The sequence below is a fragment of the Pseudomonas sp. GW456-E7 genome, from assembly GCF_059424105.1.
The window spans coordinates 83323-105975 of sequence record NZ_JBWKZB010000006.1 but is presented as its reverse complement, the minus strand read 5'-3'; the positions used below and the strand labels follow the sequence as shown (position 1 = coordinate 105975).

Sequence of the window (22653 nt, the reverse complement as noted above, 5' to 3'; positions counted from 1 at the left end):
AACCCTCTTATTGTTCTGTCAGGGGACGCACGCGCACCCCCTGTTCGAGCTGCGCCAGTTGCGCTGCATCGCCAATGCCGAATCCGATCTGGGTCACTGCCATCGCGGCAATCGCCGTGGCGGTGCGCAAGGTTTGCTCCGGCGTATCGGCACTGAGCAAACCGTGAAGCATCCCCGCCAGCAACGAATCACCCGCACCCACCGTGCTGGCGACGCTGACCCTGGGTGGCGTGGCATGCAGAGCCGAGCCGACGCTGAACCAGTTCACGCCTTCGGCGCCGTGGGAAATCACCACATGCTCGATGCCCTGGGCGTGCAAACGCTCCGCTGCCAAGGCCTGGGCACTGACCGACACAACCTCGCAGTCCAGCACCTCGGCCAACTCTTCGGCGTTGGGTTTGATCAGCCAGGGTCCCGCCTTGAGCGCTGCACGCAACGCATCGCCGCTGGTGTCGAGGGCAACGTTCAGGCCCAGCGTCTTCAAGCGCACAATCAGCGCCTGCAACCACTGCGCACTGACGCCCAAGGGCAAGCTTCCGGCGACTACCACCGCATCGTGACCCGGGGCAATCTGCTCCAGTCGATCGATCAAGGCCTGCTGTGCCGCTTCGCTGACCTGCGGCCCCGGTCCGTTGATGTCGGTGATGCGTCCGTCGCTTTCCGCCAGTTTGATGTTGCTGCGGGTTTCTCCGGGAACGCGGATGAAGGCGTCGACAAAACCGCGTTTGGCAAACAGCGTTTCAAACGCTTGCAGGTTGTCTTCACCAAGGAAACCACTGACGGTCAACTGATGCCCGAGGTCGGCCAGTACTTGCGCCACGTTCACGCCTTTACCGGCGGCGTGGGTGTGCATGACATCGCTGCGATTGACCTGGCCGGCTTCAAGGCACGGCAACTGGACGGTCAGGTCCAGCGCCGGGTTGAGGGTCAGGGTGAGAATCCGCGCCATTACAGGGCCTCCACGAGTGCGCGCACTTCATTCGCGCTGCCCACGGCCAGGGCCTGTCGGGCAAGGGTTTGAGTCTGAGTGAAGCCCAGTTCGCGAATCCGCGCCTTGACCTCGGCAATGCTGCGCGCGCCGACACTGAGTTCATCCACCCCGAGGCCGACCAGTACCGGCACCGCCAGCGGGTCGGCTGCCAGCTCGCCGCACACGCCGACCCATTTGCCGTGGGCATGGGCCGCGCGCACGGTGATGTCGATCAGTTGCAGCACCGCCGGATGCAAGCCATCGGCCTGGGCCGACAGCGTCGGATGGCCACGGTCGATGGCAAGCGTGTATTGGGTCAGGTCGTTGGTACCGACGCTGAAAAAGTCGACCTCCTTGGCCAGCACCGGCGCCAGCAAGGCCGCCGACGGTACTTCGATCATAATCCCCAGTTGCAGGTCGGCAACCGGGATTTCCCGGCGCAGACGTTCGGTCATGTCACGGGCCTGGCGCCATTCATCAACGCTGCCGACCATCGGGAACATGATCCGCAGCGGCCGGTTATCGGCAGCCCGCAGCAAGGCACGCAGTTGCGCTTCCATGATCTGCGGGCGCTGCAAGGTCAGGCGAATACCGCGCACGCCGAGAAAGGGGTTTTCTTCCTTCGCAATCGGCCAGTACGGCAGCGGTTTGTCACCACCGACATCGAGGGTACGCACCACCAGCGGCCGCCCGGCCAAGCCGTCGAGGACGCGGCGGTACTCGGCTTCCTGGGTCGCCTCGTCGGGCGCTTGCGGGTGGGCCATGAAAATCAGTTCGGTGCGCAACAGGCCGATACCTTCGGCACCCTGCTCCACCGCACTGGTGACGCCGGCACTTTCGCCGATATTGGCGAACACTTCGACGGCATGACCGTCGGTGGTCAGTGCCGGCTGGTGGCGTTGCTCGGCGGCTGCCTTCAAGCGTTGCTCGCGGGTATCGCGTTCAGTCGTGGCGCGCTGCAAGGTCATCGCGTCAGCGTCCACATGCAGACGCCCACGCTGGCCATCGAGCAGCAATGGCGTACCCGACGCCAGCAGCAACACGCCAGGGCCGGCGCCGACCAGTGCCGGAATGCCCAGGGCCCGGGCAACAATCGCACTGTGCGCCGTAGCGCCGCCCCGTGCGGTGAGAATCCCGGCCACGCGAGCCGGGTCCAGACGCGCGACGTCGGACGGGCCGACCTCGTCCATCACCAGAATGTACGGCTGATCCGGTTCGCTCGGGGTTTCGATACCACTGAGTTGCAGCAAAACCCGACGCCCAATGTCGCGCAAGTCGGCGGCGCGCTCGGCGAGCAAGGCATCCTGCAACGCTTCCTGCTGCCGGGCCGCCGCTTCAATCACGAGCATCCACGCAGCCTCGGCGCTTTCACCCTGCTTGAGGCGCGTATCGACCTCATCGGTCAGTTCCGGGTCGTCGAGCATCTCCTGGTGGGTGATGAAGATTTCGCGAATGGCTTTGCTTTTGCTGCGCTCGATCAATCCCTGGATGTCCCGGCGCACCTGCGCCAGTGCGTGCTGGAGACGTTCACGCTCGATGGCGGCGGATTCACCGCGCAACGGGTAATCGATGGTTTGCAGGACTTGAATATGCGCCGGACCGATGGCGATGCCCGGGGCGGCGGCAATGGCCTGGACCACGCTGCCGGATAGCGGGGCGAGGATCACTTCGGCCATATCGGCAACGACCTCCCGTGCCTGGCTGACTGGCGGCAGCGGCTCGACTTCCTCACCGAGGCCTTCTTCGATGGCGGCCAACAAGGCCGGCAACGCATCCGCCGCGATGCCCGGTTCGGCAATGAATTCCAGGACCTGCCCGCGACGGGCGCCGAGGCTGAGCAGTTTGCTCAGGCTCTTCACCGACACCGCACTGTCGTGGCCGTCGACGATGCGCACGCGGATTTCACCCTCAAAACTTTTCGCCAGTTGCGCGAGGATCTTCGCCGGCCGCGCATGCAAACCGTGGGCATTGGCCAAGGCAATGCGCGCACTGGGCCAGTCGGCGGGCACTTCACCACCGAGCACTTCGAGGACTTTGCGGCTGCTGGTGGCGCGCCCCAGTTCATGGCCACGCCCCTCGATCAACAACGCGCACAGGCGCTCGAGCAGGGCTTGATGGGCCTCACCGAGGCTGGCCAGGCAGAACAGTCCATTGAGTGGCTGGCCGAGATAGCGCAGCGGTTTGTCCGGGGTGACGAAGGCCAGGCCGGGGCGCTTCACCGTTTGCTCGCTGTGCAGCCACCACAGGCCATCGCCCAACGGCAGCGCTTCAACCTGTTGCAGCACGGCGGCGAAACCATTGCTCACGCAGTCGGCCTGCCGCAACAAACGTGCGCCGCGCCACACCAGTTCTTCGAAATCTTCGGCCGCCACACCGAGGCCGATCATCTGCGCATCCAGCGCCAGCTCCTGCGGCGCGCCTTGCAGCAATTTCAGCAGCGCTTCAGCGGAACCGGCGCGACGCAGGGCCTGGCCCAGATCAGTCTCACCGAGCGCGCGGGTGAGCAATTGCAACAGACGCAGATGCTCATCGGATTTGGCGGCGATACCGATCGCCAGGTAAACGATATGACCATCGCCCCAGTCCACGCCATCGGGGAACTGCATCAGGCGCACACCGGTGGTGAACACCAGGTCGCGGGTTTCGGGGGTGCCGTGGGGGATGGCAATACCTTGACCGAGAAAGGTCGAGCCCTGGGCCTCCCGCGCCTGCAATCCGGCCAGATAGCCCTCGGCAACCAGGCCGTCGGTGACCAGATGTCGGGCCAGCAATTGCAGCGCTGCGGATTTGTCCACGGCCGATTGGCCCATGGAAATCTGCTCTACAGTGAGCTCGAGCATGCGTTCTCCTTTTTGGCGCCTTGGGGTGCCAGGTATTGTTTTGAATGAGTCAGCTCAGGCGCTTGGTCGTCACTTTTGGCGGTTTCACGGCAGAACCGGCCAAAGGCGCCTTTAACGTAGAAAATACGCTTGCTGAAACGTTTAATCTAGAATGAATGGCACGTTACTCGATAATGTCCCATCCTTGAAGCTCAACTTGTCGGATGCGTTGCGACAATGGTCGCCTGCCTTAATCGGTTAGGATTGACGAAAATGTCGAGGCAATCTCGAAAAAACAAGGAAACAGCGGGTTGAAACTCAGTGATATTGCCCAGTTGGCCGGTGTGTCCGTCACCACCGCCAGCTATGTCATCAATGGCAAGGCCGAACAACAGCGCATCAGTAGCGCCACCGTCGAACGCGTGCGCGCGGTCGTCGAACAACATGGCTTCACGCCTAACCCACAGGCCGCCGGCTTGCGCAGCCGACACACGCGCACGCTGGGGTTCATTCTGCCGGATCTGGAAAACCCCAGTTACGCGCGAATCGCCAAATTACTGGAACAAGGCGCCCGCGCCCGCGGTTATCAGCTGCTGATCGCCAGTTCCGACGATGCCCCGGACAGCGAACGGCAATTGCTGCAACTGTTCCGTGCCCGGCGCTGCGACGCGCTGATCGTTGCCAGCTGCCTGCCGGCCGGAGATGACAGCTATCACCAGTTGCAAGCCAAGGGCATACCGATCATTGCCATCGACCGGGTCATGGAGCCCGAGCATTTCTGCTCCGTGATCAGCGACGACCGCGAGGCCAGCCTGCAACTGACCCGCAGCCTGCTGGAGCCGCTGCCCAAACAGATCGCCCTGATCGGTGCCCGCCCGGAACTGAGCATCAGCCGGGAACGTACCGCAGGCTTCAAAGAGGCCCTCACCGGGTTCAACGGCGAAGTCCTGATCGAAGAAGGCGAATCCTTCAGCCGCGAGTGCGGCAAACAATTGATGGAAGAGTTGCTGCTGCGCCTGGGCCATTTGCCCGATGCGCTGGTGACCACCTCCTACGTATTGCTTCAGGGCGTGTTCGATGCGCTGCACGACTTCCCGTTGAAAAACCGCCCGCTGCGCCTCGGCACATTCGGTGACACCCAGTTGCTGGACTTCCTGCCACTGCCGGTCAACGCCATGGCCCAGCAACACCAGTTGATCGCCGACAAAGCCCTCGCGCTGGCACTGGCAGCCATCGAACAGTCGGACTACCGGCCCGGCGTACAAGCCATCCCGCGCACGTTCAAGCAGCGTATTCTTCAGGAATGAGCCGTGGAGCTGATCGACACCCATACCCACCTGGATTTTCCGGACTTCGACGCCGATCGCCAGGCGCTGCTGGCCGACAGCCGTGCCCTCGGGGTGCGGAGGATCGTGGTGCTGGGGGTTTACCAGGCCAATTGGCAACGGGTCTGGGAGCTGGTACAGAGTGACCCCGACCTGCACGCCGCATTCGGGCTGCATCCGGTGTATCTGGACGATCATCGCCCGCAACACCTGAGCGAACTCGGTGACTGGCTGACCCGTCTGGCCGGCCATCGGCAGTTGTGTGCGGTGGGCGAGATCGGCCTGGACTACTTCATCGAATCCCTCGACCGCGACCGCCAACAGAAGTTGTTCGAGGCGCAATTGCAACTGGCGGCGGACTTCAATCTTCCGGCATTGATCCATGTGCGGCGTAGCCATGCGGCGGTGATTGCCACGCTCAAACGGTTTCGCCTGAAACGTGCCGGGATCATCCACGCTTTCGCCGGCAGCAAGGAGGAGGCCCGGGAATACATCAAGCTCGGTTTCAAGCTCGGCCTTGGCGGCGCCCCGACCTGGCCACAGGCGCTGCGCATGCACCGCGTGCTCGCTGAGCTGCCTCTGGATTCGGTGGTGCTGGAAACCGACTCGCCGGACATGGCGCCCGCCATGTTCCCCGGCCAGCGCAACAGCCCGGCACACTTGCCGGCGATCTGCGCGGCACTGGCCGACATCATGGCGATCAGCCCCGAGCAATTGGCCGCGGCCAGTACGGCCAATGCCTGCGAGTTGTTTAACTGGTCATAACTGCCAGCACCCGCCAACTGTGGGAGCGGGCTTGCTCGCGAAAGCGATCTTTCAGTCACATTGATGTTGAATGTGCCGCCGTCTTCGCGGGCAAGCCCGCTCCCACAGAGTTCCCGAGGAGAATTTCAGACCCGGAATGCACTGATCAACTGTTTCAACTCCACGACCTGAGCCGACAACGCCCGGCTGGCGTCTTCGGTCTGATGCGCACCTTCAGCGGTACGCTCACCGGCGCGATTGATCTCGACGATGTTCTGGTCGATGTCGTGGGCCACGGCGGTTTGTTGCTCCACTGCGGCGGCAATCTGCTGGTTCTGGTCGACGATCATGCCGACCGCACCCAGGATGTTTTCCAGCGCCCGCTGGACCTTCTCCGACTGCCCCACCGTGCCGTTGGCCATCTCATGGCTGGTGCCCATGGCCTTGACCGCCGCGCCGACTCCGCCATGGAGCTTGGCGATCATCTGCTCGATTTCTTCGGTCGATTGCTGGGTACGCTTGGCCAGGGTCCGGACTTCATCGGCGACCACGGCGAAACCACGCCCCTGCTCACCGGCCCGTGCGGCCTCGATAGCGGCATTGAGCGCCAACAGGTTGGTCTGCTCGGCGATGCTCTTGATCACTTCAAGAACGCGGCTGATGGACTGGCTGTCGCTGGCCAGTTGATTGATCACCCGCACCGACTGATCGATTTCGTTGGCCAGGGCGGCAATGCTGCCTTGCTGCGACTCCACCAGGCCGCGACCGCTGACGGTTTCGTCGTTGACGCTGTGGGCGCTGCTCACCGCCGCTGCAGCACTGCGCGCGACCTCCTGGGAAGTGGCCGACATCTGGTTCATCGCCGTGGCCACTTGTTCGATCTGTGTACGCTGCCCGGCGACAGCCTGGTTGCTTTGCGCGGAAACGCTTTCCACCTGACCGGCCTGGCGCTCGACTTCGCTGACGGTCTGCCCCACCCGCTCGATCAGGTCATGGATTTTCTTCACGGTGCCGTTGAACACCTCGCCCAACTCGCCCAGCTCGTCACGGCTATGGGCGCTGAAGGTCACGGTCATATCGCCGGCCGCCACCTTGTCCATCACTGCTCCAAGGCGCTTGAGCGTGGTGCGGGTCGAGGCATAGAAAGCGCCGTAGAGATAAAAGATCAACACGAATACGACTGATAATGCCACGGCCTGCAAGACCATATGCGTGCGGTTCTGGTCCAGGCGTTGCTGCAACTGCGGGCCCAGATACTTGAGGGTTGCTTCGTTGAGTTGGTAAGTCTGGTCCATCAGGGCGCTGACCTGATCGTAAAAGCCCTGCCACGGCGCATCGAGGGTATCGGCCATGACCACTTGCTCCTCGAACAGCTCGCTGGCTTTCTTCAAGGATGCCCGGCTGCTATCGGCCTGAGCGGCCAGGGTATCGCGGGCGGCTTTGCTGGAACCCAAGGCGTCCTGCAACTTCAAGCCATATTCGGCCTGGAGCTTTTCAATCTGCGCCAGCAATTCATCGAAGCGGGTACTCGACGCCGAGTTGATGAAACCCTGCCCCAACGAGTAAGACCCCATTGCCCGACCTTCGCCCAGAATCTGGGTGACACGTGGGGTGACGAGGGTGACGAGCTCACTCAATTGGCGCATGTCGCTCTGGTTGTCGCGACTGAGGCCGGACTGGCTGGTGATGAGCTGGCCGAAAATCTGCGCGCTGCCCACCAGCTTGCCGATCAGGGCACTTTTGCTTTGCAGGGAGTTTTCCGTTTGCTGGGCCTTGAACGCGGCGATCATCTCATCGCGTTTGCCATCAAACACCGCGACCTGCTCCGGGTCGCTGGTCATCGCCGTCAGCCCTTGCAGGCGAGTCAGAATATTCTGCTCGAGGGTACTGATTTTCGATTCGACATTGCCGGCCTTGCCGGATTGGCCGAGGCTGACATTGATCTGCACCAGGTTGTTCAAGGTTTCCAGATCACGCCGTAACGTCAGGCTGCAGCCCAACAGGTCGAGACTTTGCAGTTCGATGCGCGTCCCCTGGAACTCGCGGTAGGAGTCACGCACCAGATAGAAGTTGGTCACCAGCATCGGCACCAGGAACAGTACGCTGATCAGGCTGAACTTCATGCCGAAGCTCAGGCGATTCATCAGTGCGACAGCGGGATAGAGCAAGCTCTTCACTGGATGTCTCCCTTCAATTTCTTATTTTTTTTATTGGCAGGCGCAGACAGACAGCAGATAGCCACTATGCGGCGCTATCTCTGTATAACTTAAATCGGCAGGAAGTTTTGTAACTTAAGGTTAACGACAGGGCGAAGCACTTCCGGCAAGTGATCACCCTGTGGCGAGGGGGCTTGCCCCCGTTGGGTGGCGAAGCCGCCCCCGGCGATTTATCAGTTAAAACGGGTACTCCTGATTTACGACTGCTGCGCAGCCGAACGGGGCGATGCGGCGATCCGACAAGCCCCTCGCCACAATGGCTCAGTGCAGGCCTAGTGCAGGACCGTCCACAACGCAAACCCGGCGTACCAGAGCACTGCCGCACGCAGCAGCAGCGCCCAGATGCGGTCCAGGTTGTTGATACCTTCCACGCCGGCCACCGGTGCCGGAATTTCACCGGCCACCAGCCCGACTTTCACGATCAATTGCGCGGCGCTGATGTTCCAGTTCAGCAGTTCATGCAGCATCACCCGACTGACCGCGACAAAATTGCCGACCAACGCCAGGCTCGCCGCCAACAGACGCACCGGCAACCAGTCGAAGGCGTGACGCAGTTGCCCGGCGCGCTCGACCAGCGCCGGGTTTTTGCCGTGCTCTTCGGCCAGCGCCAGCAGCCGATAACTCAGCGCCGCGACCGGACCCAACAGGAAGTACCAGAAAATCACCGCGAAAAAGCTCTGGTAGGCCTCCCACAGCAAATGCCCTTCGACCTGCTCCAACAACTGCTCGCCACTGTCTGCGCAGATATCCAGATCGCGCTTGGCGACAAGGGCCGCTGCTTGCAGATCCTCCCGACGCCAGGCATCGCGGAACGGCCCGAGATCGCCCAGCAGATCACCGCGCCCCAGGCTGTAGATCACGACCAGCAAATGGATCGGCAACGCAAGCAACCCGTAGGCCACCGGCTCGATGACGACCAGCAGCAAACCCAGCAACGCCACCGGCAACAAGACCACTACCGACAACACCAGCCATGGCCGGCCCGAAAGCCGTGGGCTGGCCTCAAGCTTGTTCAGCTCGTGTATCCAGCCACTGTCACGCTGAACCCGATGACGCAGGGCCGAGAACTTTTCGATCCACACCGCCAATAGCAACACCAGAAAACTCATTGCCCATCCTCTTGTGCCAGAGCGGCGCGATAACGTGCCCAGTCGAACGCCGGCCCCGGATCGGTTTTGCGCCCGGGTGCAATGTCGCTGTGCCCGCAGATACGCTCTGTAGTGATCGCAGTGAACGTCCGTTGCAACTGACGGGTCAGGGCCGTCAACGCGCCGTATTGCGCGTCAGTGAACGGCAGATCATCGGTGCCTTCGAGCTCGATGCCCACGGAAAAATCGTTACAGGTTTCCCGCCCCTCGAAGCTCGAGACCCCTGCATGCCACGCACGCTCAAGGCATGAAACAAACTGGGTGACCGTTCCGTCACGCTCGATCAGAAAGTGCGCGGAAACCCGCAAATCCGCAATCCCTTCAAAATAGGGATGTTCGGTGACATCCAGGCGATTCTGGAAAAATTCCTGCACCTTGCCAGTGGCGAACTGCGCCGGTGGCAGGCTGATGTTGTGGATCACCAGCAGGGAAATCTCGTTTGTGGGGCGCGCATTGAAGTTGGGTGAGGGGCAGACATGCACACCCTGAATCCAACCGCTCGCGGGGTCCAACTGCATACCGATTCCTTCAACGTCGACTGTGTTGGCACAGTATGCCGCGATATTCTCCCAAGGCGCGATCACTTGCCGCGCTTGAGGCGCTTGAGGTTGCCGATCACCGACGCCAGGGCCCGTTCGAACAGCAAGGTGTCGTCAAGCACTCGCGCCACGCCATTGCGCAGCTCCAGGGCCAGGTCAGGGCGACTGCGCTCGAGCACTTTCATGCCGGTGCGGTTGACGAAGATGTATCTGCCGGTGGTTGCAATGATGGCTACCAGTTTGCAGCGAAGGCTGTTTTCCGGGTCTTCCTGAAACTCGACCCAACAGCCCGGAAGCATTTTATCGACCTGGCGCAAACCCGCATCGTCCGCCAGCAAACGTATCGGCTCACTGTGCACCTGACTTTCGTCGGCCAAGTGCAGTACGACAGGCGTCAGCACCTCGATCATCCGCGACGCACTGGCGGGTGCCCCTCCCGCTGCCTGAACGTGCAGGTTTTCCAGCTCGCTGAAAAATTCGCTGGCGGCAAACGGATCGAACGCCGACGAGTTCAGCCCGTTGCGCAACGACTTGAGCAAATCCGGTATCAGGGCCAACATCCTGGTCGCATCGGACTCGTGGTGGCGCTGAACGCTCCAGACCAATTGCTCCAGGGTACGCACATCGGCATGCCACTCTGCCGACTGATCGCCATGTTTGAGGTACGTCAGCAGCAGTACTTTGCTCCAGGCCTCCTGGACAAACCCCAGCACGCCTTGCGGTAGGAACTTGCCAATCAACGCCTGATTCAGCACCTGCTCGACACGCTGACGGGCCAGCCCGGTCTTGGCCCGTCCTTCCTCGGCATCACGAATGCGTTGCTCGAGCAACTCGCTGCGCCGGCGCTCGTCCTGGGTAAACGCGAGAAAGTCAGCCAGCAGTTCGGAAAATATCGAGGGGTCATCGATAAAGTCATTCAACAAACGCTGTACGACCTGATCGATGCGCACGTACAGGCTGTCACGCTGATGATCGTCACAGGCGTCCCAACCCATTGCCGCGTTGGCGATTTCGTTGAGCAGGCGTCGTGCCGGATGACTGCTGCGACTGAAGAAACTCTTGTCGAGCAACGCCACCTTGACCAATGGAATCTGCAATCGGCCGATCAGCGCCTTGAGCGGATCCGGCAGATTGCGATCATCGAGCATGCATTCGAACAGCATCGCGACCAGGTTGATCACATCTTCGTCGGCCTCCCCGAAAACCCGCGACCTGCCACTTTTGACGCTGACCCGGGTCAGTAACTGTTCGAGCTGGTGGCGCAGGTCAAAATCGTCCACGACTTCCGGAGCCGGCACGTATTGCTGCAAATGCGACAGCAGGCGCAACAGATCGCGCGTGGAAATCGGCAGCGCAGTGGCACTGACCTCCAGCGTTGGCGACAGGCTGCCGCGAACGTTGAACAGCAGGGCCTGCAACGCAGCGAAAACCTCCTGGACATTGTCATCGATGGGCAAGCAGGCCGGAATAGCGCCCTCATCCGTCGATTCGACGGGGGCGCTGTCAGGCCGGTCCATGGTATGGCGCACCGGGGCCGGTTTCAGGTCGGGCAACACACCGGTAGCAAGCAGCAGTTGATTGGCTTCGGCGTAAAGCTGACCGGTCTCGCTGAGGACATAACGCTCGAACAACCCGAGGATAATCAGCTTGACCTTGATCTCCAGCCCCAGCTGGCGTGCAGCCTGCAAGAAGTATTCGCAGAGCATCGCCGGGCTCAGGGGGTTGTGCAGATCGCCCAACGCCTTGCCCGACAAGGCGCAGAGTCGGGCAGTCAGTTGATCCAGGGCCAACCCGTCGCGGCCCAGCACCCGGCTGACCATCGCGTCCACCGCGACTGTACGCTCGCGCTCGTCATCGGTTTGCGCCAAGGATGACTCGGCCGCCAAGGCCTGGGGCATGGCCGCAATGGCGGGGTCGTATTGGGCAAGCCGGATGAACGCACCGAAAAACTGCTCGAGAAACACTCGCTCGATGCTTTTGTGCTTGAGACGCAAATCGCGCATTGTTTGAAAGAAGATGTTCTGCTCGACGTCACAGCGGGCTCGGTCGGCCATTTCGAAGAGGGTGTCGTCGGCGTTGTCGAACAACGCCTGCAATCCGTGTCGCAGCTGTTGCGCGGCCTTGTCGCGAACCTGGAGAAGAATCGCTGGCAGTCGGGCGAGTGGCGAGTGAGCCACCTGGTCGGTAGTTACCTTGTGTAAAGGCACTACATTCCCGTCGTTGTGCATTCGGCCTCCCTGGAACGGTGATGCTTCGACTCGTCAAACCGATGACGTCAAATACAAGGCGAATTATCTTGTAAAAGCTCACCTTTGCGCCAGAAGACTCTGCATCTCATCTCAAACAGGCGTTTGCTCGGTATCGATGCCCCACTGACACCCTCAGGGATTCGACCAAATGCAGGCGCCATTGCCAACGTAACGCTCTGATGCCTTGGGTTGGTCCGTGCCATGGCCCTATAATCGAGCCACTTTGTTTGTGGAGTCCGTTATGCCGAATCTACGTCTCGCCGATCTGACCGCCGAAATCGAAGCCAACGTGCGCCGTGCGTTGCGTGAAGACATCGGCAGCGGCGACATCACCGCGCAGTTGATCCCGGCTGAACGCCTGGCCAAAGCCACCATCATTACCCGCGATGCAGCCGTCATCAGCGGCACCGCCTGGGTGGATAACGTGTTTCGGCAACTGGACCCACGGGTGGCAGTGCACTGGCAGGTTGCCGACGGCGAACGGGTAACGCCCAATCAGGTGCTGTTCCACCTCGAAGGCCCGGCGCGCTCACTGTTGACCGGCGAACGCAGCGCCCTGAACTTCCTGCAACTGCTCTCCGGCGTGGCGACCCGCGCGCAATACCTGGCGGACTTCGTCGCCGAGACTCAGGTCAAGCTGCTCGACACCCGCAAGACGCTGCCGGGGCTGCGCCTGGCGCAAAAGTATGCCGTAACCTGCGGCGGTTGCCACAACCACCGCATCGGCCTGTATGACGCCTTCCTGATCAAGGAAAACCACATCGCCGCCAGCGGCGGCATCGCGCAGGCCATCGCGGCCGCGCACAAGATCGCCCCGGGCAAACCGGTGGAGATTGAAGTGGAAAGCCTGGATGAACTGAAAGAAGCGCTGGCGGCCGGTGCGGACATCATCATGCTCGACGAACTGAGCCTGGACGACATGCGCGAAGCCGTGCGCTTGAATGCCGGCAAGGCCAAGCTGGAAGCCAGCGGCGGGATCAACGAGAGCACGTTGCTGCCGATTGCCCGGACCGGGGTGGATTACATTTCGATCGGTGCGATGACCAAGGATGTAAAGGCGATCGATCTGTCGATGCGCTTGAGTATCTGAGAAGCAAAGCAATCGTGTAGGAGCCCGGTTTGCCGGCGATAGCGTCCTTGAGATCGCCATCGCCGGCAAGCCGGGCTCCTACAAAAGCGGCCTGGCAGGCAGGTTGCTCAAACCACCAGATTGTTCATCTCGCAGTACTCTTCCCACTCGACACCCAAGACTTCGGCCGCCTCTTTGTGCAGCGCCAGCCGGGCGGCCTCGTACTCCTCCGGGGTCGAGGTGTACTTGAGCGTCAGTTCCCACGGCTGCAAACCCTGGGCTTCGGCTTCATCCTCGAAGGCCCATTGAATCTGGTCTTTCTGATCATCCGGACTCAAGTCCTTGATCTCGTCCATCAATTCGGGCGCGTCCAGCACGTACTTCTTGAGGGCTTCTTCGTGTCTTTCTTCTTGGCTCAATTCTTTTACGGTCATGTTGTTCTCGCTGATCTGGGGAATGGAAGATGGATCTGGATCATCAAGGATCTCTCTGACGCAGAAGAACCGCTTGTAGTCCGGTCTGTCTGGCCTTCGGAACCATTCGGGATCATCTGAAAACTGCTGGGCGAAGCTCATGCAGGCTCCGAATATAGGATGTTTGTCGGACGATTTGCACGTCTCTTTACATCTCCCCACAAAAAGTTGTGCACAGGATGTGCTGATGGCGGCGGGAACATAAATTCAAATCCCAAGTCATAGCAATGTGCCACGTCGGCACTTCACAAGGAACCTCAGTGATGCGCAGCATTTCCAAGTCTTCGTCTGTTGTGCTTACAACCGCATTGTTCGCCAGCCTGGCACTACCGTTTCCGGTGCTGGCCGCTATCGAAGTGAACACCGACAACCCCTCGTTTGGCGACAAGATCCCGGCTCTCCACTACGAGTACGACAAGTACACCCTGGTCAAAACCGGGATAAGTGCCGATGACCTGCAAAGCATGCAAAAGTCGCTGAAGGACACCTCAGGGAATGTCGAAGACCTGAAGAAAACCGTCAGCGAACAACAACGCACGATTGAGGATCTCAAGCGGACCGTCGAGGACTTGAGCAGAAAGGTGAAATAACCAGGGGGGAGATGGTGCCCGAGACAGGAATCGAACCTGCGACCTTCGCGTTACGAGTGCGCTGCTCTACCGGCTGAGCTACACGGGCGGTGGGCTAAACCTAGCATTGCTATCGAGGTCCGGCAACTTCGCGCAATGTCTCGATGTTTCGCAGACAAAAAAATGCCCCGCCGTTTTCACGGCGGGGCATTTTTTACAACGTTGAAGCGGTCAGGCGTGAGACGCGATTAAACGCCCGAAGCCTTGGCCGCTGCCACGTCTTTGATGGACAGCTTGATACGGCCGCGGTTGTCCACGTCCAGTACCAGCACTTCCACTTCCTGGCCTTCTTTCAGGATGTCGGTCACTTTCTCTACGCGAGCGTCGCTCAGCATCGAGATGTGAACCAGACCGTCCTTGCCTGGCAGGATGTTGACGAATGCGCCGAAGTCGACGATGCGCTCAACCTTGCCGACGTAGATCTTGCCGATCTCGGCTTCAGCGGTGATACCCAGAACGCGCTGACGTGCAGCTTCAGCAGCTTCCTTGGTTTCGCCGAAGATCTTGATCGAACCGTCGTCTTCGATGTCGATCGAAGCCTTGGTTTCTTCGCAGATCGCACGGATGGTCGCGCCACCTTTACCGATGACATCACGGATTTTGTCGGTGTCGATCTTCATCGCGATCATGGTCGGAGCGTTGGCCGACAGTTCGGTACGCGACTGGCCAATGATCTGGTTCATCTGGCCGAGGATGTTCAGGCGCGCTTCCAGGGCTTGGCCCAGAGCGATTTCCATGATCTCTTCGGTGATGCCCTTGATCTTGATGTCCATCTGCAGCGCGGTGACGCCTTTGGCGGTACCGGCTACCTTGAAGTCCATGTCGCCCAGGTGGTCTTCGTCACCCAGGATGTCGGTCAGGACGGCGAACTTCTCGCCTTCTTTAACCAGACCCATGGCGATACCGGCAACCGGCGCTTTCATTGGAACGCCAGCGTCCATCAGGGCCAGGGAAGCGCCGCAAACGGAAGCCATCGAGCTCGAACCGTTGGATTCGGTGATTTCCGAAACCACGCGGATGGTGTACGGGAACACGTCAGCGGCAGGCAGCATGGCCGAAACCGAACGACGGGCCAGACGGCCGTGACCGATTTCACGACGACCAGCGCCACCCATGCGACCACACTCGCCCACCGAGAACGGAGGGAAGTTGTAGTGCAGCATGAACGGGTCTTTTTTCTCGCCTTCCAGGGTGTCCAGCAGCTGTGCATCACGGGCAGTACCCAGCGTTGCAACGACCAGAGCCTGGGTTTCGCCACGAGTGAACAGGGCCGAACCGTGGGTCTTTGGCAGAACACCGACTTCGATGTTCAACGGGCGTACAGTCTTGGTGTCGCGACCGTCGATACGTGGCTTGCCGTTTACGATGTTTTCGCGAACGGTGCGGTATTCGATTTCACCGAAAGCCGCTTTGACGTCGGAAGCGGAAGGCTGGCCTTCTTCACCGGACAGCTTGGCAACGACCTGGTCCTTCAGCTCACCCAGGCGAGCGTAACGGTCGGCCTTGACGGTGATGGTGTAGGCCTGGGAGATCGCTTCGCCGAACTCGGCACGGATAGCGCCCAGCAGTTCGGTGGCTTCTGGCGCAGGAGCCCAGGTCCAGGTTGGCTTGGCAGCTTCGGCAGCCAGTTCTTTGACCGCGTTGATCACAACCTGGAACTCGTCGTGAGCAAACAGTACCGCGCCCAGCATCTGGTCTTCGGTCAGCTCTTTGGCTTCCGATTCAACCATCAGCACGGCGTCCGAAGTACCGGCAACGACCATGTCCAGGCTCGAAGCAGCTTGCTGCTCGTAAGTCGGGTTCAGCAGGTAGCCGGTGCTTTCGTGGAAAGCAACGCGGGCAGCACCGATCGGGCCATCGAAAGGAATGCCGGAGATCGCCAGGGCAGCCGAGGTACCGATCATCGCAGCGATGTCCGGATCGGTCTTCTTGCTGGTGGAAACGACGGTGCAGACAACCTGCACTTCGTTCATGAAGCCTTCAGGGAACAGCGGACGGATCGGACGGTCGATCAGTCGGGAAGTCAGGGTTTCTTTCTCGGAAGGACGGCCTTCGCGCTTGAAGAAACCGCCAGGGATCTTACCGGCAGCGTAAGTCTTTTCCTGGTAGTGAACAGACAGAGGGAAGAAGCCCTTGCCTGGATCGGCTTGCTTGGCACCGACTACGGTCACCAATACGCTGACGTCGTCGTCAACGGTGACCAATACTGCGCCGGAGGCCTGACGGGCGATACGGCCAGTCTCGAGGGTAACGGTCGACTGACCGAACTGGAATTTTTTGATTACCGGGTTCACGGTGTCCTACCTTCTTTGTGGCTCTTGGGGGAACTGGTTTCTTGCGAAATTCTTGGGCAATGCCGGGAATCGGCCCGACCGGTTTGTCCAGGTGTTACTCAGGCAAAGCAGGTATCCAGATAAAACTTGAGGCTGGGAGCCTGCCATGCACCAGCGGGAAACCCGCGGGTCCACGACAGACAACCAACCTCTAGCGCAATCGCTTATTAGCGACGCAGACCCAGGCGACCGATCAGAGTCTGATAGCGACCCAGATCCTTGCCTTTCAGGTAGTCCAGCAGCTTACGACGCTGGTTAACCATGCGGATCAGACCACGACGGGAGTGGTGGTCTTTACCGTTGGCCTTGAAGTGACCTTGCAGCTTGTTGATGTTGGCGGTCAGCAGTGCAACTTGCACTTCTGGCGAACCAGTGTCACCAACAGCTTGCTGGTAGTCAGCAACGATTTGAGCTTTTTCTTGAACGTCGAGAGCCATGAGGCAATCCTTTTATCAGGAAACTGTTTGTCGAAAAACAGTTTCAACAGGCCAGGGACAAATCCCTGTATCTATAAATGAGCAGTGACCGTGCCTGTTAACAGCCACCCTCGCCAGCCCGGTATTACTCGGACTGGTTTCGGTCATTCTGACCGAATCAAACGACGCGGCGCGATGCGCCCGTCTTCGCTCACTTCACCGATACCGATGAAGCGACCATTGTGATCCTGTACCCGCACCATGCCGAACTTCGGAGCATCCGGGGCGCGTACCGGCTGGCCGTTGAGCCAGTAGAACGCACTCGCTTCCGAGAACTGCAACAGTGGCCAATCCAGCAGGCCGCTGTCCGATGGCATCAGGAAGCGATCGACCGCTTCGTTGCCGCCTTCGGCATGTACCGCTTCCAGCTCTTCGAGAGTAACCGTCTGCGCCAGGGTGAATGGCCCGGCCTGGGTACGTCGCAGTTCTGCAACGTAAGCGCCACAACCGAGTTGCTCACCAATATCCTCCACCAGGGTACGGATATAGGTGCCTTTGCTGCAATCCACCGCCAGCCGCGCAGTATCTCCTTCGAAGGCCAGCAATTCCAAGCGCGTAATAGTAACAGAACGCGGTTCGCGCTCCACTACTTCGCCTGCACGCGCCAGCTTGTACAGCGGCTGGCCATCACGCTTGAGCGCCGAGTACATCGGCGGTATCTGACTGATTTGCCCACGAAATTTCGGCAGTACAGCCTCGATATCGGAGCGACCAACGGTCACCGGGCGCTCCTGCAAAACTTCACCTTCGGCATCCGCCGTGGTGGTGGTCTTGCCCAGTTGCGCCAGGGTTTCGTAACCCTTGTCGGAGTCGAGCAGGTATTGCGAGAACTTGGTGGCCTCACCGAAGCACAGCGGCAACACGCCGGAGGCCAAGGGATCGAGACTGCCGGTATGACCTGCCTTTTCGGCGTTGAGCAACCAGCGAACCTTCTGCAAGGCCGCGTTGGAGGTGAACCCCAGCGGCTTGTCGAGAAGGATAATGCCGCTGACGTTGCGACGGATACGTTTGACCTGAGCCACCGGTTACTCCTTGGTGTCTTCGGCTTCTGCCGCAACCGGATGCTGATTGTCTTCAGCCACTGCGCGTTCGATCAATGCCGACAGATGCGCACCACGCACGACACTTTCGTCGTAGTGGAAGTGCAGCTGTGGAACGCTGCGCAGTTTCATCTCGCGAGCCAGCTGCATGCGCAGGAAACCGGCGGCAGAGTTCAGCACCTTGATGCTTTGTGCGATTTCTTCGGCGCTGTCCTGCCCCATCACGGTGATGAAGATCTTGGCGTGACCGACGTCACGGCTGACTTCCACTGCGGTAATGGTGACCAGGCCGACGCGCGGGTCTTTGACTTCACGACGGATCAGTTGTGCCAGCTCACGCTGCATCTGATCGCCGATACGTTGGGTACGGCTGTATTCTTTTGCCATGTCTTGTTACCTGTAACTGCCCCGCGGTGAAACCCGCAAGGTCTGAAAGCGGCAAACGCCCGGCCTGACAAAAGCCAGACCGGGCGTTGCGTTTAGAGTCCTGGTGACGAATTGCGCATTTGCACGCGGCTACCCGTCACGGCTCCTGAAGTGCGCGAATTAGAGGCTGCGAGCAACCTGCACCTTCTCGAAGACTTCGATCTTGTCACCGACCTTGACGTCGTTGTAGCTCTTCACGCCGATACCGCATTCCATGCCGGCACGTACTTCGGAAGCGTCATCCTTGAAGCGGCGCAGGGATTCCAGCTCGCCTTCGAAGATAACGATGTCTTCCCGCAGTACACGGATTGGACGGTTACGGTGCACGACACCTTCGATAACCATGCAACCGGCGATCGCGCCAAACTTCGGCGAACGGAACACGTCACGCACTTCGGCGATGCCCAGGATGTTCTCGCGAACATCGCTGCCGAGCATACCGGTCAGGGCTTTCTTGACGTCTTCGATGATGTCGTAGATCACGTTGTAGTAACGCATATCCAGACCTTCCTGCTCGACGATCTTGCGCGCGCCGGCATCGGCACGCACGTTGAAGCCGAACAGTACAGCGTTGGAGGCCAGTGCCAGGTTGGCATCGGATTCGGTGATACCACCGACGCCGCCACCGACCACACGCACTTGCACTTCGTCGTTACCCAGGCCGTTCAAGGCACCGTTCAACGCTTCCAGCGAACCACGGACGTCGGATTTGAGGACGATGTTGAGCGTCTTCTTCTCTTCCTGACCCATGCTTTCGAAGATGTTTTCCAGCTTGCCGGCGTGAGCGCGAGCCAGTTTGACTTCGCGGAACTTGCCTTGACGGAACAGAGCCACTTCACGGGCTTTCTTCTCGTCGGCAACCACGCTCATCTCGTCGCCAGCGTCCGGGGTACCGTCCAGGCCGAGGATCTCGACAGGGATGGCCGGACCGGCTTCCTTGATTGGCTTGCCGTTCTCGTCGAGCATGGCGCGCACGCGGCCATAGTTCGAACCGACCAGGACCATGTCGCCCTGACGCAGGGTACCGTCTTGAACCAGCACGGTAGCCACCGGGCCACGGCCCTTGTCCAGGCGGGATTCAACCACGACACCACGGCCAGGAGCCGATGGGGTTGCAGTCAGTTCCAGGACTTCGGCTTGCAGCAGAACGGCTTCGAGCAGTTCGTCTACACCGGTACCCATCTTCGCCGAAACCGGTACGAATGGAGTATCGCCACCCCACTCTTCGGAAGTCACGCCGTGTACCGACAGTTCGCTACGGATGCGATCGAGGTCAGCACCTGGCTTGTCGATCTTGTTCACAGCGACAACCAGCGGAACGCCAGCAGCCTGAGCATGCTGAACAGCTTCGATGGTTTGCGGCATCACGCCGTCGTCCGCTGCAACCACCAGGATCACGATGTCGGTCGCCTTGGCACCACGGGCACGCATCGCGGTAAACGCGGCGTGACCAGGGGTGTCGAGGAACGTCACCATGCCACGGTCGGTTTCAACGTGGTATGCGCCGATGTGCTGGGTAATACCACCGGCTTCGCCAGCAGCAACCTTGGCACGACGGATGTAGTCGAGCAGGGAAGTTTTACCGTGGTCAACGTGGCCCATTACGGTCACGACCGGTGCACGGGAAACGGCTTCGCCTTCAAACTTCAGGGACTCGGCCAGGGAATCTTCCAGGGCGGTGTCGCTGACCAGGGTCACTTTGTGGCCCAGCTCTTCGGCAACCAGTTGGGCAGTTTCCTGATCCAGCACCTGGTTGATGGTCGCTGGAGTACCCAGTTTGAACATGAACTTGATGATTTCAGCAGCCTTGACCGACATCTGCTGGGCCAGATCGCCCACAGTGATGGTCTCGCCGATCTTCACTTCGCGCACGACAGGGCCGGTTGGGCTCTGGAAACCGTGGGCGTTGCGCTTCTTCAGCTTGGCCTTGCCGCGACCACCACGACGGAAGCCATCGCTTTCTTCGTCGGTAGTACGTGGGGCAACGCGTGGCGCAGGCGCCTTTTCCTTGACCGAAGCACGATGCGGAGCGTTTTTGCGCTCGCCATCGCCGCCACCGCGACGATTGTTGTCGTCGGCACGTGGCTTGTCCGGACGGCGTTGCTCGTCACGCTTGCGAGTGTCCGCAGCAGGTGCCGGAGCGGCAGCTACAACCGGTGCGCTTTCACGCACAGGTTCGGCTACCACAGCAGGCGCTGCAACAGGTTCGGCTGGAGCGGTCGGCGCAGCAGCAGGCTGGCGACGCGCTTCTTCTTCGGCGCGACGCTTGGCTTCTTCTTCAGCCTTCTGACGTGCAGCATTTTCTACTGCGCGACGTTCATCCAGTTCACGCTTGCGCTCGGCTTCGATTTCTTCCGGGCTGCGCTGTACGAAGACTTTCTTCTTGCGCACTTCAACGCTGATGCTTTTGCTGCCGGCAACCCGCAGGGTGCTGGTGGTTTTACGCTGCAGCGTAATCTTGCGTGGTTCTTCCACTTTCGCCTTGTGGCTGCTTTTCAAGTGAGTCAGCAACGATTGCTTCTCACTGTCAGTCACACTTTCTTCGGCGGCGGTGTGCGGCAGACCTGCCTCACGCATCTGCTGCAACAGGCGCTCTACCGGTGTTTTGACCTCATCGGCCAGTTGTTTCACCGTGACTTGCGTCATGCACTTCTCTCCTCAGGCCGCGCCTAATTACTCGAACCAGTGGGCTCGGGCGGCCATGATCAACTTGCCGGCACGATCATCGTCAATGCCGTCGATGTCGAGCAGGTCGTCAATAGACTGCTCGGCCAGGTCTTCGCGGGTAACTACGCCGCGCACCGCCAGTTCCATCGCCAAATCCTTGTCCATACCCTCAAGCGAGAGCAGGTCTTCGGCCGGATGGGCGTCTGCCAGCTTTTCCTCAGTAGCGATGGCTTTGGTCAACAAGCGATCCTTGGCACGAGCGCGAAGCTCGTTGACGATTTCCTCGTCAAAGCCGTCGATGTTGAGCATTTCTTCCAGCGGTACGTAGGCAATCTCTTCCAGGCTGGTGAAGCCTTCATCTACCAGCACCTGAGCCAGTTCTTCGTCGACTTCCAGCTCGTCGATGAAGTTGCGCAGGATGTCGCCGGTTTCTGCTTGCTGCTTAGCCTGGATGTCCGATTCGGTCATCACGTTCAGGGTCCAGCCAGTCAACTGGCTGGCCAGACGCACGTTCTGACCACCGCGACCAATGGCCTGAGCCAGATTGTCTGCGCCAACGGCGATGTCCATTGCATGGGCATCTTCGTCAACGATAATTGCCGCAACCTCGGCCGGGGACATGGCGTTGATCACGAACTGAGCCGGGTTGTCGTCCCACAGAACGATGTCAACACGCTCACCGCCCAACTCACCCGACACTGCCTGGACGCGCGAACCGCGCATACCGATGCAAGCACCTTGCGGGTCGATGCGTTTGTCCTTGGAGCGGACGGCGATCTTGGCGCGGGATCCCGGATCACGGGACGCAGCCATCACTTCGATCAGGCCTTCGGCAATTTCCGGCACTTCGATGCGGAACAACTCGATCAGCATTTCCGGCGCGGTACGCGACAGGATCAGCTGCGGGCCGCGGTTCTCGGTGCGGATTTCCTTGAGCAGCGCACGCAGACGCACGCCAACCCGGAAAGTTTCGCGAGAAATGATGTCTTCACGAGCCAGCAACGCTTCGGCGTTGTTGCCCAGATCAACGATCACATTGTCGCGGGTGACTTTTTTCACGGTGCCGGAGATGATTTCACCCAGGCGCTCGCGATAAGCGTCAACAACCTGAGCGCGCTCGGCTTCGCGAACTTTCTGCACGATGACTTGCTTGGCAGTCTGTGCAGCAATGCGGCCGAATTCGATGGACTCGATTTTCTCTTCGACAACGTCACCGACCTTGGCGCCAGGGTGCGTTTCGGCAACCTTGCTCGGCCAGGTTTCGATGGCCGGATCGTCCAGGTCTGCCTCTTCGACGACCGTCCAGCGACGGAAAGTCTCGTAGGCACCCGTGTGGCGATTGATTTCCACACGCAGATCAACTTCGTCTTCGAAACGCTTTTTGGTCGCAGTGGCCAGGGCCAGCTCCAGCGCTTCAAAAATCACGTTTGCCGGTACACCCTTTTCGTTGGATACCGACTCAACAACCAGCAGTACTTCTTTGCTCATCGTACGCCTCGCCTTTCGCAAGCCATTGGATCCGCGGGATCC

General features: G+C 60.1%; 17 protein-coding genes and 1 tRNA gene. 4 read left to right on the top strand and 14 right to left on the bottom strand.

Going from position 1 to position 22653, the window contains the following annotated elements; genetic code table 11:
- Positions 1-7: 7 nt before the first annotated feature.
- Together pfkB and ptsP are read right to left on the bottom strand one after the other, a co-directional pair.
- Positions 8-949: a 1-phosphofructokinase gene (gene pfkB, locus AC07YV_RS06645; RefSeq protein WP_102698864.1), complete on the bottom strand. Its 942-nt coding sequence runs from the start codon at positions 947-949 to the stop codon at positions 8-10.
- Positions 949-3810 carry a phosphoenolpyruvate--protein phosphotransferase gene (ptsP, locus tag AC07YV_RS06640; RefSeq protein WP_102698865.1) on the bottom strand — a complete coding sequence of 954 codons (2862 nt, stop codon included), beginning with the start codon at positions 3808-3810 and terminating at the stop codon, positions 949-951. Before ptsP ends, pfkB begins: the two co-directional genes overlap by 1 nt.
- 290 nt (positions 3811-4100) lie before the next feature.
- Between ptsP and cra the strand changes: the two genes are divergently transcribed.
- Together cra and AC07YV_RS06630 are read left to right on the top strand one after the other, a co-directional pair.
- Entirely contained in the window at positions 4101-5096 is a 996-nt protein-coding gene (gene cra, locus AC07YV_RS06635) for a catabolite repressor/activator (protein ID WP_102698866.1), read from the top strand.
- Positions 5097-5099: 3 nt separating this feature from the next.
- Positions 5100-5879: a TatD family hydrolase gene (locus AC07YV_RS06630; RefSeq protein ID WP_102698867.1), complete on the top strand. Its 780-nt coding sequence runs from the start codon at positions 5100-5102 to the stop codon at positions 5877-5879.
- Between the two features lie 125 nt (positions 5880-6004).
- Here the strand turns inward: AC07YV_RS06630 and AC07YV_RS06625 are convergent, their stop codons facing one another.
- From AC07YV_RS06625 to AC07YV_RS06610, 4 genes are all read right to left on the bottom strand, one after another.
- Positions 6005-6709, bottom strand: a complete 705-nt coding sequence (locus AC07YV_RS06625) for a methyl-accepting chemotaxis protein (protein WP_371317833.1) — start codon at positions 6707-6709, stop codon at positions 6005-6007.
- Positions 6710-8346: 1637 nt separating this feature from the next.
- Positions 8347-9183, bottom strand: coding sequence for a regulatory signaling modulator protein AmpE (ampE, locus tag AC07YV_RS06620; protein WP_102698869.1), 837 nt, complete (start codon positions 9181-9183; stop codon positions 8347-8349).
- Complete coding sequence (ampD, locus tag AC07YV_RS06615) at positions 9180-9740, bottom strand: 1,6-anhydro-N-acetylmuramyl-L-alanine amidase AmpD (RefSeq protein ID WP_102698870.1); 561 nt, start codon at positions 9738-9740, stop codon at positions 9180-9182. The genes ampE and ampD overlap by 4 nt, the downstream gene beginning before the upstream one ends.
- 62 nt (positions 9741-9802) lie before the next feature.
- A complete protein-coding gene (locus tag AC07YV_RS06610; RefSeq protein WP_102698871.1) occupies positions 9803-11989 on the bottom strand; it encodes a DUF1631 domain-containing protein in 2187 nt (728 codons plus the stop codon).
- A 262-nt stretch (positions 11990-12251) separates the two neighbouring features.
- Here AC07YV_RS06610 and nadC point away from each other — a divergent pair, with 262 nt between their 5' ends.
- Positions 12252-13100, top strand: coding sequence for a carboxylating nicotinate-nucleotide diphosphorylase (gene nadC / locus AC07YV_RS06605; protein WP_102698872.1), 849 nt, complete (start codon positions 12252-12254; stop codon positions 13098-13100).
- 107 nt (positions 13101-13207) lie between these two features.
- On the opposite strand, the gene AC07YV_RS06600 is transcribed toward nadC, so the two are convergent.
- Positions 13208-13513: a DUF6388 family protein gene (locus AC07YV_RS06600; RefSeq protein ID WP_102698873.1), complete on the bottom strand. Its 306-nt coding sequence runs from the start codon at positions 13511-13513 to the stop codon at positions 13208-13210.
- A 302-nt stretch (positions 13514-13815) separates the two neighbouring features.
- On the opposite strand from AC07YV_RS06600, the gene AC07YV_RS06595 reads away from it, so the two are divergent.
- Positions 13816-14142 carry a hypothetical protein gene (locus tag AC07YV_RS06595; RefSeq protein WP_178085957.1) on the top strand — a complete coding sequence of 109 codons (327 nt, stop codon included), beginning with the start codon at positions 13816-13818 and terminating at the stop codon, positions 14140-14142.
- A gap of 12 nt (positions 14143-14154) precedes the next feature.
- Here AC07YV_RS06595 and AC07YV_RS06590 read toward each other — a convergent pair.
- The 7 genes from AC07YV_RS06590 to nusA all read right to left on the bottom strand — a co-directional run bounded on the left by AC07YV_RS06590 (position 14155) and on the right by nusA (position 22611).
- Positions 14155-14230, bottom strand: a tRNA-Thr gene (locus tag AC07YV_RS06590).
- Positions 14231-14369: 139 nt separating this feature from the next.
- Entirely contained in the window at positions 14370-16475 is a 2106-nt protein-coding gene (gene pnp / locus AC07YV_RS06585; protein WP_056854971.1) for a polyribonucleotide nucleotidyltransferase, read from the bottom strand.
- 206 nt (positions 16476-16681) lie between these two features.
- Positions 16682-16951 (bottom strand): 30S ribosomal protein S15, encoded by a 270-nt coding sequence (gene rpsO / locus AC07YV_RS06580; protein ID WP_015093441.1) that lies wholly within the window; start codon positions 16949-16951, stop codon positions 16682-16684.
- A 143-nt stretch (positions 16952-17094) separates the two neighbouring features.
- Positions 17095-18012 carry a tRNA pseudouridine(55) synthase TruB gene (gene truB / locus AC07YV_RS06575; protein ID WP_007973105.1) on the bottom strand — a complete coding sequence of 306 codons (918 nt, stop codon included), beginning with the start codon at positions 18010-18012 and terminating at the stop codon, positions 17095-17097.
- A 3-nt stretch (positions 18013-18015) separates the two neighbouring features.
- On the bottom strand, positions 18016-18417 hold the full coding sequence (rbfA, locus tag AC07YV_RS06570; RefSeq protein ID WP_007973108.1) for a 30S ribosome-binding factor RbfA: 402 nt from the start codon (positions 18415-18417) through the stop codon (positions 18016-18018).
- A gap of 159 nt (positions 18418-18576) precedes the next feature.
- Positions 18577-21102: a translation initiation factor IF-2 gene (infB, locus tag AC07YV_RS06565; RefSeq protein ID WP_007973110.1), complete on the bottom strand. Its 2526-nt coding sequence runs from the start codon at positions 21100-21102 to the stop codon at positions 18577-18579.
- Positions 21103-21129: 27 nt separating this feature from the next.
- Positions 21130-22611, bottom strand: coding sequence for a transcription termination factor NusA (nusA, locus tag AC07YV_RS06560; protein ID WP_007973112.1), 1482 nt, complete (start codon positions 22609-22611; stop codon positions 21130-21132).
- Positions 22612-22653: the final 42 nt, after the last annotated feature.